This window comes from Buchnera aphidicola (Cinara cuneomaculata) (genome assembly GCF_900698865.1).
In the GTDB taxonomy this organism is placed as follows: domain Bacteria; phylum Pseudomonadota; class Gammaproteobacteria; order Enterobacterales; family Enterobacteriaceae; genus Buchnera_F; species Buchnera_F aphidicola_AA.
In genome coordinates this window covers 1-17,533 of sequence record NZ_LR217695.1, presented here as the reverse complement: position 1 = coordinate 17,533, position 17,533 = coordinate 1, and the positions used below count along the sequence as shown (strand labels likewise).

The window sequence follows — 17,533 nt, the reverse complement described above, 5'->3', positions numbered from 1 at the left end:
ATAAATACGATAAATTTATTAAATACATGTAATATATCAGAAAAATTAATTTAATTATATATAAAAAATATTAAAATTATAAATAATAATTATGTTTCAATGGCTATTTTTAATTTTTTCATAGCATTTTTTTCTAATTGTCTTACTCGCTCTGCTGAAATACCATAATCTTGAGCAATTGCTTGTAAAGTAATTTTAGAATTATTTTGATTTAACCAACGTCTTTTAATAATTTGTTGACTCCTTTCATCCAATACTAATAAAGCATTACTTAGTTTATTAGTAGCATGTAAAGCCCAATCATCCTGTTCTACTTCAACTGCAAAATTTGATTTCTTATCCTCTAAATAAAAAGACGATCGTGTGTTATTAATAGGATTCTCAGATTGAGAATCTGGAGCTGTAATATCCAATGTAATGTCTTGAGCAGACATGCGCGCTTCCATTTCTTGTACTTCTTGCTGACTAACTCCTAATTCACGTGCTACAATATTTATCTCATGACGATTAAACCATCCTAATCGTTTTTTTGATTTTCTTAAATTAAAAAATAATTTTCTCTGAGCTTTAGTGGTTGCTACTTTTACTATACGCCAATTTTTTAAAACGTATTCATGAATTTCCGATTTTATCCAATGAACAGCAAAAGACACTAAGCGAACATTAATATTAGGATTAAATCGTCTAATTGCCTTCATTAATCCAATATTTCCCTCTTGAATTAAATCTGCTTGCGGTAAACCATATCCTGAATAATGTTTCGCAACTAGAATAACAAATCGTAAATTCGATAAAATTAATAATTTTGCAGATTCTATATCACTGTAAAAGTATATTTTTTTTGCAAGAAATTTTTCTTTTTTAGATGATAAAATAGAAAACGAATTCGCCATACGAATATATGCATCTAAACTACCAATATTAAAAAAACTCACTGAATTAATTTGATTTTTTATTTTTTTCATTTTATCCTAAAATTAAAATATATACTATAAATTCTTGTTAACTCATTAATTAAAAGATTAACAAATCTATTTCATAAAATAGCATCAAAAAAACTATCAATAAATGCTTTTCGATTAAACAATTTAAAATCTGTTATTTTTTCTCCTATACCAATGTATCGGATAGGAATCATTAACTCCTTAACAATAGAAAAAATTATACCACCTTTAGCTGTTCCGTCTAATTTAGTTACAATAGATCCTGTAATTTTGATATGAGAAGAAAAAATTCTAGCTTGCTGAATAGAATTTTGACCAATTCCAGCATCTAATACTAAAAAAATTTCTTGAGGTGCTGTTGAAGAAAATTTTCTAATAACTCTGTTAATCTTTTGTAATTCTTGAATTAAATGATCTTTATTGTGTAACCGACCTGCTGTATCAATAATTAAAATTTTTTTTTTTTGTTCTCTAGCCTGTTTAACTGCATCAAATGCTACTGAAGCAGGATCAGAACCTATTGGTTTTGAAAATACTGGAATATTATACATTGATCCTAATTCTATTAGTTGATCAATAGCAGCGGATCGAAAAGTATCCCCTGCGGCCAATAAGACAGAATGACCGAGTTTTTTATAAAAATATGCTAGTTTAGCAGCAGTAGTAGTTTTACCAGCCCCATTAACACCGATAATTAAAATAACGAACGGCATTGTTTTAAAATTACAATATTCAAATTTTTCAGAAATTTTTAACATATCTAATAATAGAGTCTTAAAATAAGAAATAGCTATTTTAGTATCTAAAATATTTTTCTGATTAATTTTTTTTTTAAATTTATATAAAATTTTTTCAGTAGCTACAACTCCAAAATCAGATAACAATAATAAATTTCTTAATTCTTTAAAAATATGACTATCTATAGTTTGTTTAGAAAAAATACTATTAATTTTATTAATAAAAAATTTTTTCGTATTATATATATAATTACTTAAAAAAGAAAAAACTGGTTTTTTAGAAGTACGTGTTTCTGGCTGAATTAAAACATTTTTACTATCATATTTTTTCTTTTTATTTTTAGAAAAAATATTTAATGCAGAAAAAAAATTTTTTTTTTATTAAACATACAAAACCTCAAATTTTTAATATAAAATATTTTATATATATATAATAAATCACAATTCTATTGTAAATTTATAAATATGAAAATGAAACAAAAAAAAATTCGTGTTACTGGTGGATTTTTAAAAAATCGAATATTACATTCAGTAACCAAAATAAATGTACGACCTACAAGAAATTTTGTTAAACAAGTATTATTCAATTGGCTGCAAAATTATATTAAAAATTCTATATGTTTAGATTGTTTTGCAGGTAGTGGAAATTTAAGCATAGAATCAGTATCTCGATCAGCTGAATCAGTAACAGCATTAGAAAAAAATTATATTTTAGTAAAAAAATTAAAAAAAACTATCAAAGTTTTTTTAATTAACAATATATCTGTTTTTCGAGTTAATACGCTAATATGGTTAAAAAAATATAGTAAACCATTTGATATTATCTATCTAGATCCACCGTTTAATAATAAAAAATTATTAAACTTGTCTATTAAGTATCTAGAAAAATATAATTGGACCCATAATAATTCTATTATATATGTTGAACATATCGATGATAATATTTTTTATCCAGATAATTGGAAATTAATGAAAAAAAAAAATATTGGAACAGTATCGTTATCATTATTTTATAAATCCATAATAATATAACAATGAATATAAAAAATTTTTTATACACTTTAATCATACATCCATATACATATTAAAATAAAAATAAATAAATTTATTTTGAAAATAAATTACAACTAATATATTGTACACAAATGATTATTAAACACAATATATGAATATATTTTTATATATATAAAAATATTCACTAAAAAATTTTAAAAATATATATAAAAAAAATATAAAAATTCTAGTATAATTTTTATATAAGCATTCTACCATAGAAATTACATATGAGAAAAAAAAAATATAAAATAAATAACTTTTTAAAAAAAATAAAAAAAATAATGCCCGCATATATACAGCCAAAATTTTATAATGATAAAGAACTACTATTATGGAATCAAGAACAAGGAAAAAAACGTTCTGAATCTATTATACGTCATAACAAAGCTATGAAAATAAAACGAACATTAGGTAGATCAGGAATAAAAGAATTATATATAAATTGTTCCTTCAAAAATTATAATATTCATCATGAAGGACATAGAAAAGTTCTTCATGCAGCTCGTAAATATGCAGAAAACTTTAAAAACAATATTGCAAGCTTTATATTTTCAGGTCGCCCTGGAACCGGAAAAAATCACTTAGCATCTGCTATTGGTAATTATTTAATTATTAATGGGTATACTATATTAATAATTACAGTCGCAGATTTAATGTCTACCATAAAAAGTACATTCAATAGATCTTTGACCAGTATAACAGAAGAAAGACTATTAGAAAATTTAAGTACAGTAGATCTCCTAATAATTGATGAAGTTGGAATGCAAATAGAATCTCGATATGAAAAAATGATTATTAATCAAATCATAGATAGACGATCATCATCAAAAAAATCTACTGGTATGTTATCTAATTTGAATTATAACCAATTAAAAAATTTATTAGGAGAAAGAGTAGTTGATAGAATGAGTTTAGGTAATAGTTTATGGTTAACATTCGAATGGGATAGCTATAGAAAAAACGTATATTAAATTATATATCAATAAATAAATTTATATATCTATTCTTCATGAACAAAATACACGTGAAATATACTTTCCATTACGTGTATCTATCTTAATAACATCATCTTTTTTAACAAACAAAGGTACACGTACTATAGCGCCAGTTTCTACTGTAACTAATTTATTGGATGAATTAATGGTATCACCCTGTACTTCAATATCTGTATTATTGACTCGTAAATGTATAAAATTATTAATATTAACAGCAATAGGGGAATTATTCCATAAAGTAATTTTACATTTTGATGTATTTATTAACCATTTATCAACACCATTTAAAAATTTATATAATACTTCAATATGTTCAAAATTTTCTTTATTCATAAATACCCAAATAGATTTATTAGTATATAAATATACTGCATGAATTTCTTTGATATCTATAGAATAAAAAATATCAGTAGCTTTAACAGTTCTATTTAATAATTTTCCTGTTATAAGTTGCTTTAATTTAATCCTTACAAAAGCTTGACCTTTTCCAGGTTTAATAAATTCACTATATTGAATTTCATATGGATCATTATCTATTAAAATTTTTATTCCTGACTTTAAAGAATTACCGCTATAAGCTGTCATAATATACATCTCAATATATAAATATAACCCCTTGTTCTCATATAGTTATTATTCCCGAGAACAAGGAGACCGTCAAACTATAAAAATTAATATAAAAAATTATTTTTTATTATTATGATAGCAATACTTAAATTAAGTAACATAAAAATAAAAATTACATCATGCCACCCATACCGCCACCCATTCCACCGCCTGGCGGAGTACTTAAATCAGAAGAAGATTTTTCATCTTTAGGAAGATCTGTGACCATACATTCTGTAGTAATCATTAATCCAGCAACAGAAGCTGCGTATTGTAATGCAGATCGCGTAACTTTTGTTGGATCTAATATTCCAAAAGATATCATATCTCCATATTCATCAGTAGCTGCGTTATAACCATAATTACCGTGTCCATCTTTTACATTATTAGTTACAACCGATGGTTCTTCACCTGAATTTGCAACAATTTGGCGTAAAGGAGCTTCCATTGCACGTAAGGCTACACGTATTCCAACATTTTGATCTTCATTTTGACCATTAATGCGGGAAATTTTTTCTGCTACGCGAACTAGTGCAACTCCTCCACCCGGAACTACTCCTTCTTCTACGGCTGCTCTAGTTGCATGCAATGCATCTTCAACACGAGCTTTTTTCTCTTTCATTTCGACTTCAGTAGCAGCTCCTACTTTTAATACTGCTACACCACCCGACAATTTAGCTAAACGTTCATTTAATTTTTCTTTATCATAATCAGAAGTTGCTTCACTAACTTCCTGTCTAATTTGATTAATTCGACCTTTAATACTACTCTTATTACCGTTACCACCAATAATAGTAGTTGCATCTTTAGTAATAACAACACGTTTTGCTTGTCCTAAATCTTCTAAAGAAGCTTTTTCTAATTCCATAGCTAATTCTTCAGATATAACAGAACCACCTGTAAGAATAGAAATATCTTGTAACATCGCTTTACGACGATCACCAAATCCGGGCGCCTTGACAGCTGATACTTTAACTATTCCTCTCATAGAATTTACTACTAACGTTGCTAATGCTTCACCTTCTAAATCTTCTGCTATAATTAATAATGGTTTACTAGATTTAGCAACTGACTCTAAAATTGGTAATAATTCTCGAATATTAGATATTTTTTTATCTGCCATTAATATATATGGATTATCTAATTCTACTAATCCAGTATCTGGCTTATTAATAAAATAAGGAGATAAATATCCTCTATCAAATTGCATACCTTTTACTACTTCTAGTTCATTCTGTAAACCAGTACCTTCTTCAACCGTAATAACACCATCATTTCCTACTTTTTCCATAGCCTCAGCTATTAAACTACCTACTTTTTCATCTGCGTTTGCTGAAATGGTACCTACTTGTGTAATCGCCTTAGAATCCGCACAAGGAACTGATATTTTTTTTAATTCATCAACAGCATGAATTACAGCTTTATCAATTCCACGTTTTAAATCCATAGGGTTCATACCAGCAGCAACTGCTTTTAAACCTTCATTCACTATAGATTGAGCTAATAAAGTTGCTGTTGTAGTTCCATCACCTGCTGCATCATTCGCTTTAGATGCAACTTCTTTGACCATTTGAGCGCCCATATTTTCAAATTTGTCTTCTAATTCAATTTCTCGAGCAACTGAAACACCATCTTTTGTAATACTTGGTGGACCAAAAGATTTATCTAATACTACATTTCTTCCTTTAGGACCCAACGTTACTTTAACCGCATCAGCTAAAACATTAACTCCGCGAAGCATTTTAATTCGAGCTTCATTACCAAATTTTACATCTTTCGCTGCCATTTGAAATGTCCTCAAAATTTAAAATTATTAGTGTTAATAATTAATCTAATTATTCTTCTAAAATCGCTAAAATATCACTTTCAGTTAAAATCAAAACTTCTTCATTATCAATAGTTTCAGTCTTTGCGCCATAACCTTCATTGAAAATTACAACATCACCAACTTTAACATCTAGTTTTTTAATATTGCCATTATCTAAAACGCGACCCTTTCCAACTGATAAAACTACACCTCGAGTAGATTTTCCAGCTGCAGAGCCAGTTAATACAATACCGCCAGCAGATTTCAATTCTGCTTCATTACGTTTAACAATTACTCTATCATGTAATGGACGAAGTTTCATATTATAATCCTCTTTAATAAATAAAATACATTTTATACAAATAAAATGACTACTAGTATTTTTAATGTACTCTTATATTTTAAGAATATATGGATCTAAATAAAGAATTTCAAGGGGTTTATTTAAATTTTTTATTTAATTGTTTTAATATTTTGATCTGTTTAATAAATTATTAATTTGAATGAAATTAAAAATTAAATTAAATAATTAAACATATATACTATTTAATTTTAAAAAATTATTTTTTATACATAAATTTAAAAAATTTTTAATAAAATCATTGACAAGATAAATATTTTAATGTTTAATCACTTTAATGCCCGGATAGCTCAGTTGGTAGAGCAGGGGACTGAAAATCCCCGTGTCGGTGGTTCAATTCCGCCTCCGGGCATATGTTAGTTAAATAAAAATAATATTTATATATTTTATTTACCAATACAAAACTCAGAAAAAATTTTATTTAATAAATCTTCATTATTAAAATGTCCAGTGATACCTAATAAACTTTGAAGCGATAAGCGAATATTATCTGATAATAATTCAATATTTTGATTATCTAACCAATCTATTTGACCTGTTATTAAATAATCTAATGATTCTTCTAATCCTATAAGATGTCTCTGTCGGGCTAAAAAAACATTTTCAACATTATTTAAAACTTTAGATAAATTTTTAATTCTATCAGTTATTAAATTAATTCCTTGTTTATTTTTAACTGATATATAAAAAACTGGAAATTTTTTATATATCATTTCTGCATGAGGTATTTGATTAATAAGATCTATTTTATTAAAAATAAACGTAATATTTTGATTTTTTTGTAAATTATTTATGCTTTTTAACATAAATTTATTATTTTTTTTATAATTATGCGTAGCATCTAAAACAAAGAAAATATGATCACAACAACGAATATTTCGTTTTGCTAATTTTATACCTATTCTTTCGATAATATCATCACTTTTACGCAACCCGGCAGTATCTAATAATTCACAAGATATTCCATTTACATAAATATTATTATTCATGACATCACGAGTAGTACCTGGAATGTTAGTAACAATAGAAATTTTTTTGTTAGATAAACAATTAAACAAACTAGATTTACCAACATTCGGTGGACCTCCGATAACTATTTTGATGCCTTTCTGCAATATATTATTTTTTTTTACTATATCTATCAACTCTTTAAGTAATTTTATTATTTTTGATAAATTATCTTGTATTTTAAAAGAAATATTTATTTCATCAGGAAAATTAATAACTGCTTCTATTCTAGAAAAAAAAGTTTTTATTAGATTAATAATGACATATATTTTTTTTGAAAATATACCTGATAAAGAACGCAATGCAGATTTTACTGCAACTTCAGACTGCGCACTAATTATATCACTAATAGCTTCTGCTTGAATTAAATCTATTTTTTTATTTAAAAAGGCTCTTTCTGTAAATTCACCGGGACGAGCTATACGAACATTTTTAATTAATAATATATTTTTTATTAATAAGTCTAATATAATAGGGTTACCATGGCCATGAAATTCTAATATATCTTCACCTGTAAATGATCGAGGAGCTAAAAAAAATAAAGCAATACCGTGATCAATAATATTACCGTGAATATCTAAGAAAGATGTATAATGAGCAAACCGTTCCTTCATAGAAAGCTTTAAAAATTTTTTTATTATCTTTAAAACAGAAAAACCGGAAATTCTTATAATTCCGATACCTGATTGACCTAAAGCTGTTGCTGGAGCTACAATAGTGTCATGAAATATCATATTCTATTTTCATTCCAAATATATAAATTTTTTGTTTAATAAAATTAATTAAATATTAGAATATTTGATTCAATCAAATATTTTTTTTAATGAAATTATGACGTATTATTCGTTGTTGTAAATAATTTACTAAATTACTAGTTAGATAATACAACGCTAATCCTGAAGGTAACCAAATAAAAAAACCAGTAAATAAAATTGGAATTATACGTAAAAAATTTTTTTGCTTAAAGATATTATTAAAATTTAATTCATGAAGTTGTGTAAGGAAAACACTTAAACCGATGCATATCGGTAAAAAATAATAAGGATCATAACTAGATAAATCATGAATCCATAAAAAAGGTGCATGATGTAGTGTAACAGAAGTTACTAACACATAATAAAAAGCTAGAAATATAGGAGCTTGTAAAATAGAAAAAAAAAGACTCATAAAAGGATTAATTTTTTTAGATTGATATAATGATAAAATTTTTTTGTTCATAATATCTGAATCATTTTTAAATTGATTTTTTATGTCCCGTATTTTTGATTGTAATAATTTCATTTTTAAAACAGATATATATTGCAATTTAGTTATTGGATATGTAATTATTTTTAACAAAATAGTAACGATAATAATCGTCAATCCCCAATTATTTAGTATGCTATAAAAAAAAATTAATAATTTTAATAAAGGATAAGTAATTATATATAACCATTTGTGTTTTATGTGAGATTCTAAATTTTTAGAAACTTTAGATGTTTTATTTTGTATTTTAGGTTTTACTTGAATGGTATAAAATACTTTATAAAAATTATTAAAATTAACATTATTAATTTGAGATAATAATTTCATTACAAAAATATTATAATTATTTTTAATATGGTAAATAAAAGAATTTTCCTTTTTATCAATAAAAACAGTTTTTTTATAATCTCGATTAATAAAAAGATGTTCTAAAAAATTTTTTTTTTTAAAAAACATTTGAATGTCTCGTAATTCATTCATAAGTATATTATATATCCTATAATATCTAATATACCGATCAATAAAACTCATGCAAGGTTTATACAATACTTGTATTAAAGAAACTATTTTTTTATAAAAAATATAACCTTTTGATTTCAATTTTATAAAAAATCTAACTAATTTAGGATTTAACGGTAATTTATTTAATCTTGATTGAATTACATATATAGGGTTTCTGATACTTTTTATATAATCAACTTGACGATAAATAAATTTTATTATATTCCTATAAATATTTTTTTTTTTATTTGATAAAAAATTAAAAATAGATGATGTATTTATTTTAGAATTATGTCCTCCTGAGTTAGGGTGTTCAATTTTTTGAAGTAAAGAATTAATATTTAACGGCAATACATTACATTCTACATTAACTAATTGATCTTGATTATCATTATTAACATCATTTATTTTATTTAAATAATTATTTATCTGTAAATTACTTTGATTTATAGAAAAATGTGTATTCCAAAAATTCCATATCAAGAAAGAGAATAAAACACAAGATACTATAAAAAAAATACGTTTAAAATATATCATAAAATTGTCTCATTAAATAAAATTAAAAAATAAAATAATATGAATTTATAATATATATAATCACATTATAATTTATTTATATTTAAAATTTTTTTTACTATTAAAACGCCATATATTTTGTAAAAAAAACAAAATACTATTATTTTTCAATAAATGTGTATTTTTTTTTACAATAATAATAAAATCCATTAATAATAAATTATGTTGAATTAAACGAAAACTTTCTCGAATCAAACGTTTAATTCTATTACGATCATGTGATCGTATAATATTTTTTTTAGCAATAGACATACCTAATCTTGGATAATTTAAATTATTTATACATCTTAATATAATAAATGATTTTACATGAATTCTAAAATTACGTTCATAAACATACTTAAATTGATCGTTCGACAATAAACGTAATTTTTTTTTAAAAAAAAAACGAGGCGTATTGCATAATTTCATGTAGTATCCCTATACACATAAAACTGAACGAGACTTTAAACGTCGATGAGATAGTATGGCTCTACCACTTTTAGAAGACATGCGAGCACGAAAACCATGAGTTCGATTACGTTTAAGAATAGATGGTTGAAAAGTACGTTTCATAACAATTTTTCCTTATTATATTTTTATAAATATTTTATTAATAAAATTTTATTTTTATAAAAAATATTTATAACATAATATTTATAAATTAAAATCCTTAATTTGACTATTTTTTAAAATAAAAAAATATAATAATGACAATTATTTTTTTTCAAAAAATATCAATATAATTTGATGTCAAATAATACTATTAAAAACCAACTAATTAACTATTTATATAAACAGTTTATTCAATATAAATATTGAATTATTTTTTATATTATATCTTGTATAACACAATAATGTAATATTTTATAAAAAATAAATTTAAAATAAATGATAAATTATAAACAATCATTATATAAGCACTATATGTAAATAAATTATGATTCATCTTAATATATATGCTAAATAAACATTTTAATAAAAATATACACAAAAAAAGAAAAAAAAAAAATTACAAATAAAAATAATATCAAATACTGGCATTAATCCAAAATATCAATTTAATAATTTTATCGAAGGTAAATCAAATCAATTGGCTCGTTTTTTATCTTACAAATTTACTGAAAATATAAAAAATATTTATAATTCATTATTTTTATATAGCGATACAGGTTTAGGAAAAACGCATTTACTTCATGCCATAGGAAATAAATTTTTAATAGATAATTATAATATTAAAGTAATATACATACATTCAAAAAATTTTATTGAAAATATGATACATTCAATACAGAATAATTCTATTGAACATTTTAAAAATTATTATAGTTCTATTAATGTACTACTTATAGATGACATTCAACTATTTTCTTATAAGAAATATTTACAAAAAGAATTGTTTTATATATTTAAAAAATTATTTGAAAAAAATCAAAAAATTATATTAAGCTCAGACCGTTATCCAAATTATATTAATGGAATCAATAAAAATTTGCAATTTTATTTTAAGCAAGGATTAATTATACCTATTAAATCTCCAGAATTAATTACTAGAACATATATTCTTTTAAAAAAAGCATATAAACATAAAATTTATTTACCATATAAATCTGCTCAATATATTGCAAAAAATTTATATTCTAATATACGAGAATTAAAAAATTTTTTAAAAAAAATATATTTAACATCATTATTCTTAAAAAAAAAAATAAAAATACATCTTATTCAACGGGAATTTAAAAGAAAAATACAAAAAAAAAAAAACATAGATATAAAGTTAATTCAAAAAAAAGTCTCTATTTATTTTAAGATTAAAATATCAGATATGATTTCAAAAAAAAGATCTAAATTTATTGTAAGATCAAGACAAATTGCTATGACTTTAATAAAAAAATTAACTAATTATAGCTTTTCTGATATAGGTGTAGCTTTTGGAAAAAAACACCGTACTACTGTCATGTATGCATATAAAAAAATTAATCAATTAAAAAAAAAAAATAAACTCTATTACGATTTTTTATATTTATTTAATCAACTAAATTCATAAAATATGGAATTCAAAATAAAAAAAAATGATTTTTTAAATTCTTTTAAAAAAATCAATAAAATTATCACAAAAAATACAATTTTTCCAGTATTGGAAAATATAATGATACAAATTAATAAAAATATGCTTAAATTAACAAGTTCTACATTAGAACTTGAATTAAATGCATATATACATAAAAAAAATTATATTTTTTATACAGCCGGTTGTATTACAGTTTCTGGAAAAAAAATATTTAATATTTGTCGTAATATAAAAAGTAATGTAGAATTACATTTTCAATTATTTAATCAAAAAATAACTATTAAAATACTAAATAGTATATTTAAATTAAATACTATTTCATATAAAAAATTTCCTCAATTTAAAATTATTAAAAATAATAAAGAATTTTTTATGTCTCAATTGATGTTAAAAGAAATTATTTTATTAACACATTTTTCTATTGCCAATAACGATATTCGAAATACCTTAAACGGCATGTTACTAGAATACAAAGGAAACTATTTATATGGAGTAACTACGGATGGACATAGATTGTCTTTATATAAAACTCATGTAGATTTGCATATACACGAATTTTCTATAATTATTAATAAAAAAGCTATTTTAGAACTATATAGATTATTAAATTATACAACTGATTTAATAGAAATTATTATTCATAATCATTATGTATCTTTTCAAATTAATAATATAATTTTAATTACTAAATTAATAAATGGTCATTTTCCTAATTATCATGATATTATTCTAAATACGTATACTCGCTGTATAGTAATATCAATAGAACAATTAAAAGAATCATTATTAAAAACATCAATTTTATGCAACACTACCTTTAAAGGTGTTTATTTAAATTTTTCGAAAAATTTACTAACAATTACATCAAGTAATCAAGATGACGAAGAATCACGTGATTCTTTTCGTATTGATTATAAATATGAAAATATTTCATTTTCTATAAATGTTTTTTATTTACTTGATGTTCTAAATGTATTAAAAAATAATACAATTAATATTGTTTTTAATATACCAATTTCAAGTATTCAAATTCAATCAAATATACAAAAAGAAATTAAATTTATAATTATGCCATTAAAAATATAAGTTTATTTTAAATAAGTTAATTTTTAATATATATATTTTTGTATAAAAAATACTACTAATATAATAGGATAATACATGTCAAATTCATACACTTCTTCTAATATAAAAATACTCAAAGGATTAGACGCAGTTAGAAAACGACCAGGTATGTATATCGGTGATACTGATGACGGTACAGGATTACATCATATGGTATTTGAAGTAGTAGATAATGCAATTGATGAAGCTCTAGCAGGGTATTGCGATTTAATTGAAGTTATTATACACACTGATAATTCTGTATCTGTACGGGATAATGGAAGAGGAATACCTATTGACATTCATCCAGAAGTAGGAATATCTGCTGCTGAAGTTATTATGACGGTACTACATGCTGGCGGTAAATTTGATGAAAATTCATATAAAGTATCCGGTGGATTACACGGTGTAGGTATTTCAGTAGTAAATGCATTATCAGAACGATTAGATTTATGTATCTACCGTAATAAAAAAAAATATCAACAAAAATATCTTAATGGAAATCCACAGAAACTATTATCTTATTCTGGAAAAACACAAAGAAAAGGAACAAAAATTCGTTTTTGGCCAAACAAAAATATTTTTACTAACCATAATACTTTTCAATGTGATATTTTACAAAAAAGATTACAAGAATTATCTTATTTAAATAATAATGTAAAAATTAAATTAAAAGATTTTAATAATAAAAAAAAATTTCAATATTTTCATAAAGGAGGGATTAAATCATTTATAAAATATTTAAATATAAATAAAAAACCAATACATAATAAAATTTTTATATTTCAAAAAAAAAAAAAATCTGTTGAAGTAAATATTGCAATGCAATGGAATACAACATTTCAAGAAAAAATCTTATGTTTTACTAACAATGTCCCGCAACAAGATGGAGGTAGTCATTTATCTGGATTTCGTGCCGCTTTAACACGTACATTAAACTGTTTTTCTGATAAAGAAAAACCAAATAAAAAAAATAAAATTATTGTTACAGGTGAAGATACAAGAGAGGGATTAACAGCCTTAATTTCAATTAAGATGTTTAATCCAAAATTTTCTTCTCAAACGAAAGAGAAATTAGTATCATCAGAAGTAAAATCAGTTGTTGAAACCTTATTAAACGAACATTTAATGAATTTTTTATTAGAAAATCCAAAAGATGCTAAGACTATTGTAAACAAAATTATACAGTCAGCAAGATCTAGAGAAGCGGCAAAAAAAGCTCGCGAAATAACTCGTAAAAAAGGGTTATTAGAAGTGGCTAATTTACCTGGAAAATTATCAGATTGTCAAGAAAAAGATCCTGTTTTTTCTGAAATATACTTAGTAGAAGGTGATTCAGCAGGAGGATCTGCCAAACAAGGTAGGAATAGAAGAAATCAAGCGGTATTACCGTTAAAAGGTAAAATATTAAATATAGAGAAAGCTCGATTTGAAAAAATAATAACTTCTCCAGAATTAATTACATTAATTACTGCTTTAGGTTGTGGTTTTGGAAAAGAAGAATATAACTTTAAAAAACTACGATATCATCATATTATAATTATGACTGATGCAGATGTAGATGGATTACATATTAGAACATTATTATTAACATTTTTTTTTCGACAAATGCCAGAACTTATAGAAAAAGGACACATATATATTGCACAACCTCCTTTGTATAAAGTAAAACAAGGAAAAAAAGAAAAATATATCATGCATGCAAAAGCATTATATCAATATCAATATAAAATTATACAAAAAAATAGCTATATACAATATATAAACCAAACAGACAAAAAAAAAATTAAAAGAAAATTTTCTATTATTATAAATGAATATCAGAAACTTAAAAAAAAATATTTTCTTAATAATCCACATATACCTATTTTTATATATAAAGCTATGTTATATATTTTTCCTTTAAAAAATCTAAAAAATAAAAAAATAGTTGAAAAGTGGATTCAAAAATTAATAAAAATTTTACAAAATCAAAATTTATCTAACAAAAACCATATATATTCTTATCATATTAAAAAAAATAATATATATTTTGAACCACTTCTTAGCATTAGTAATAAAAAAAATTTTTATTTATATTCTCTAAAAAAAATTTTTTTATCAATATCAAAATATAAGATATTTTTAAAATTTATAAAAAAAATTAATTTTATTACTAAAAATCATGCGTATATAAAGTTTCATAATAAAAAATTTATATTTAAAAATATTGATGACATTATTGACAGCTTAATAAAAGAAACTCAAAAATTGATTCATATACAAAGATATAAGGGATTAGGAGAAATGAATCCTGAACAATTATGGACTACGACAATGAATCCTAAAACCCGAAAAATGTTACAAATTACTATGCATGATGCTCATGCAGCTAATCAATTGTTTAGTACGTTAATGGGTGACTCAGTGGAACCTAGGCGTCGTTTTATAAAAATAAATGCTTTATACGCAAAAAATATTGATATATAAAAATTATTTATATCTTATATAATTAAATTTATAAATTTATTAATTTCGGCAGGACATAATTTTAATAAACCTGCCAAAAATAATATTTTTAAAAAGAATTTTATAAAAATAAATACTTAATTTTTAAAATTACATTTTTTTAAAAAAATAAGCAAAATAGATATCGTTGCAGGAGTTATACCTGAGATGCGAGAAGCTTGACCAATAGAATGAGGTCGATACATATTTAATTTGTCTATTGCTTCATTAGATAAACCGGTAACATATTTATAATCTTGAATAGAAGATAACTTCATATATTCATAATGTATAATTTTTTTTATTTCTCTTTTTTGTCGTTGAATATAACCATAATATTTACTTTGAGTTTCAATTTCTTCAATAATTACTTTATTTTTTATAAATGTCTGATTAGAAATAAAATTATTTATGAATTTTTTTAAAATTGTATAAGTAATATTTGGTCGACGTAAAAACTCAAAAGCAGTACAATCTTGTTTTAAATTAATATTTAAATTTTTATTTTTAAAAAAACAATTAAATAATTTAGGTGTAATAATAATATTTTTTAATCTTCGACGTTCTTGTGAAATTATATTTTTTTTTTTAGAAAAAATACTCCATCGTTTATAACTAACTACTCCAAGCTTGTAACCAATTTCAGTTAAACGATCATCAGCATTATTTTCACGTAATAATAATCGATATTCTGCTCGAGCCGTAAACATTCGATACGGTTCAGAAGTACCTTTATTACACAAGTCGTCTATTAATACCCCAATATACGCTTGATTACGTTTTGGGTACCAAGAAATTTTGTTCTGAACCAATAGAGCAGCATTTATACCTGCTAATAAACCTTGCGCACCTGCTTCTTCGTAACCAGTCGTACCGTTAATTTGTCCGGCTAAAAATAGATTTTTAATAATTTTAGATTCTAATGTCATTTTCAGATCTCTTGGATCAAAAAAATCATATTCTACTGCATATCCTGGATAAATAATTTCTGCACTTTCTAGTCCTTTAATAGAACGTACCATTTTTTTTTGTACCCTAGAAGATAAACTAGTAGAAATTCCATTAGGATAAATAACTTCACTATTAATACCTTCTGGTTCTAAAAAAATTTGATGACGATGTTTATTTGAAAAACGAACTATTTTATCTTCAATAGAAGGACAATATCTAGGTCCTATGCCTGTAATAATTCCATTATATAATGGACTATTATGTAAATTATTTTTAATTAATTCATGAGTATTAACATTAGTATAAGTAATATAACAAGGTACTTGTTTTGGGTTTTTTGAACTATTTTTAATGAAAGAAAACCATGGAATAGGATTATCTCCCCATTGAGTTTCTAGTTCATTAAAATTAATAGTCTTAGCGTGTAAACGTGGAGGTGTACCAGTTTTCAGTCGCCCAAATCTAAAAGGATATTTTTTTAAATTTTTAGCTAATATTGATGAATTAGCATCATCACGTCTGCCCCCAGATAATATTTTAGATCCAATATACATGCGACCATTTAAAAAAGTACCAGTTGTTAGTATCACTGCAGTACCAATAAAAGAATCACCATCATCAGTAAGAACTCCATATACTTGATTATTTTTAATAATTAAATCTGATACTTCCTTTTCTAAAATTAGTAAGTTTTCTTGATTTATTAAAAAATCTTGCATCTTTTTTTTATATAACGATCTATCGGTTTGAGCGCGAGTAGACTGTACAGCAGATCCTTTTTTAGAATTTAATTTTCTAAATTGAATTCCAGCATAATCAGTAACACGAGCCATTAAACCATCCATAGCATCAATTTCTTTAACTAATTGACTTTTTCCTATTCCTCCAATAGCTGGGTTACAAGATAATTCTCCAATTGTATTAATATTTTGTGTTAATAATAAAGTTTTTTGACCCATTCTTGAAGAAGCGGACGCTGCTTCTGTACCAGCGTGTCCACCACCAATTACAATGATATCAAATTTTTTATAAAAAACCATTTTTTTTTTCCTAAAAATAATTATATTTACATATATTTACATATATATAAATATATAAATATATA

Annotated in this window: 14 protein-coding genes, 1 tRNA gene and 1 pseudogene; 6 read left to right on the top strand and 10 right to left on the bottom strand. The window is 23.7% G+C overall.

What is annotated here, in order from left to right; translation table 11 throughout:
* Nucleotides 1–89: 89 nt before the first annotated feature.
* Entirely contained in the window at nucleotides 90–956 is an 867-nt protein-coding gene (gene rpoH, locus APCICUMA2628_RS00080) for an RNA polymerase sigma factor RpoH (RefSeq protein ID WP_232036815.1), read from the bottom strand.
* Between the two features lie 80 nt (nucleotides 957–1,036).
* Nucleotides 1,037–1,894 (bottom strand): signal recognition particle-docking protein FtsY, encoded by an 858-nt coding sequence (gene ftsY, locus APCICUMA2628_RS00075; RefSeq protein WP_269472301.1) that lies wholly within the window; start codon nucleotides 1,892–1,894, stop codon nucleotides 1,037–1,039.
* 258 nt (nucleotides 1,895–2,152) lie between these two features.
* Here ftsY and rsmD point away from each other — a divergent pair, with 258 nt between their 5' ends.
* Together rsmD and dnaC are read left to right on the top strand one after the other, a co-directional pair.
* Entirely contained in the window at nucleotides 2,153–2,713 is a 561-nt protein-coding gene (rsmD, locus tag APCICUMA2628_RS00070; protein WP_232036803.1) for a 16S rRNA (guanine(966)-N(2))-methyltransferase RsmD, read from the top strand.
* A 251-nt stretch (nucleotides 2,714–2,964) separates the two neighbouring features.
* Nucleotides 2,965–3,708, top strand: coding sequence for a DNA replication protein DnaC (gene dnaC, locus APCICUMA2628_RS00065; protein WP_154026968.1), 744 nt, complete (start codon nucleotides 2,965–2,967; stop codon nucleotides 3,706–3,708).
* A 36-nt stretch (nucleotides 3,709–3,744) separates the two neighbouring features.
* Here the strand turns inward: dnaC and efp are convergent, their stop codons facing one another.
* The 3 genes from efp to APCICUMA2628_RS00050 all read right to left on the bottom strand — a co-directional run bounded on the left by efp (nucleotide 3,745) and on the right by APCICUMA2628_RS00050 (nucleotide 6,467).
* A complete protein-coding gene (gene efp / locus APCICUMA2628_RS00060; protein ID WP_232036802.1) occupies nucleotides 3,745–4,317 on the bottom strand; it encodes an elongation factor P in 573 nt (190 codons plus the stop codon).
* A 154-nt stretch (nucleotides 4,318–4,471) separates the two neighbouring features.
* Nucleotides 4,472–6,124 (bottom strand): chaperonin GroEL, encoded by a 1,653-nt coding sequence (groL, locus tag APCICUMA2628_RS00055; RefSeq protein WP_154026965.1) that lies wholly within the window; start codon nucleotides 6,122–6,124, stop codon nucleotides 4,472–4,474.
* A 49-nt stretch (nucleotides 6,125–6,173) separates the two neighbouring features.
* Complete coding sequence (locus APCICUMA2628_RS00050) at nucleotides 6,174–6,467, bottom strand: co-chaperone GroES (protein WP_154026962.1); 294 nt, start codon at nucleotides 6,465–6,467, stop codon at nucleotides 6,174–6,176.
* Between the two features lie 318 nt (nucleotides 6,468–6,785).
* Here APCICUMA2628_RS00050 and APCICUMA2628_RS00045 point away from each other — a divergent pair.
* A tRNA-Phe gene (locus APCICUMA2628_RS00045) sits at nucleotides 6,786–6,858 on the top strand.
* Nucleotides 6,859–6,892: 34 nt separating this feature from the next.
* On the opposite strand, the gene mnmE is transcribed toward APCICUMA2628_RS00045, so the two are convergent.
* The 4 genes from mnmE to rpmH all read right to left on the bottom strand — a co-directional run bounded on the left by mnmE (nucleotide 6,893) and on the right by rpmH (nucleotide 10,391).
* The gene (mnmE, locus tag APCICUMA2628_RS00040; protein ID WP_154026959.1) at nucleotides 6,893–8,248 is read right to left on the bottom strand and encodes a tRNA uridine-5-carboxymethylaminomethyl(34) synthesis GTPase MnmE; all 1,356 of its coding nucleotides are present in this window, start codon (nucleotides 8,246–8,248) and stop codon (nucleotides 6,893–6,895) included.
* A gap of 73 nt (nucleotides 8,249–8,321) precedes the next feature.
* A complete protein-coding gene (gene yidC, locus APCICUMA2628_RS00035) occupies nucleotides 8,322–9,797 on the bottom strand; it encodes a membrane protein insertase YidC (protein WP_154026956.1) in 1,476 nt (491 codons plus the stop codon).
* A 72-nt stretch (nucleotides 9,798–9,869) separates the two neighbouring features.
* Nucleotides 9,870–10,247, bottom strand: coding sequence for a ribonuclease P protein component (gene rnpA, locus APCICUMA2628_RS00030; RefSeq protein WP_154026953.1), 378 nt, complete (start codon nucleotides 10,245–10,247; stop codon nucleotides 9,870–9,872).
* Between the two features lie 9 nt (nucleotides 10,248–10,256).
* On the bottom strand, nucleotides 10,257–10,391 hold the full coding sequence (gene rpmH / locus APCICUMA2628_RS00025) for a 50S ribosomal protein L34 (RefSeq protein WP_154026949.1): 135 nt from the start codon (nucleotides 10,389–10,391) through the stop codon (nucleotides 10,257–10,259).
* Nucleotides 10,392–10,824: 433 nt separating this feature from the next.
* Between rpmH and dnaA the strand changes: the two are divergent.
* The 3 genes and pseudogenes from dnaA to gyrB form a co-directional block, all read left to right on the top strand.
* Nucleotides 10,825–11,862, top strand: a pseudogene (gene dnaA, locus APCICUMA2628_RS00020) (chromosomal replication initiator protein DnaA); the annotation flags it as partial.
* Nucleotides 11,863–11,865: 3 nt separating this feature from the next.
* Nucleotides 11,866–12,972 (top strand): DNA polymerase III subunit beta, encoded by a 1,107-nt coding sequence (dnaN, locus tag APCICUMA2628_RS00015; RefSeq protein ID WP_154026946.1) that lies wholly within the window; start codon nucleotides 11,866–11,868, stop codon nucleotides 12,970–12,972.
* Nucleotides 12,973–13,047: 75 nt separating this feature from the next.
* On the top strand, nucleotides 13,048–15,459 hold the full coding sequence (gyrB, locus tag APCICUMA2628_RS00010; protein ID WP_154026943.1) for a DNA topoisomerase (ATP-hydrolyzing) subunit B: 2,412 nt from the start codon (nucleotides 13,048–13,050) through the stop codon (nucleotides 15,457–15,459).
* A 116-nt stretch (nucleotides 15,460–15,575) separates the two neighbouring features.
* On the opposite strand, the gene mnmG is transcribed toward gyrB, so the two are convergent.
* Nucleotides 15,576–17,468 (bottom strand): tRNA uridine-5-carboxymethylaminomethyl(34) synthesis enzyme MnmG, encoded by a 1,893-nt coding sequence (mnmG, locus tag APCICUMA2628_RS00005; RefSeq protein WP_154026939.1) that lies wholly within the window; start codon nucleotides 17,466–17,468, stop codon nucleotides 15,576–15,578.
* Nucleotides 17,469–17,533 lie beyond the last annotated feature (65 nt).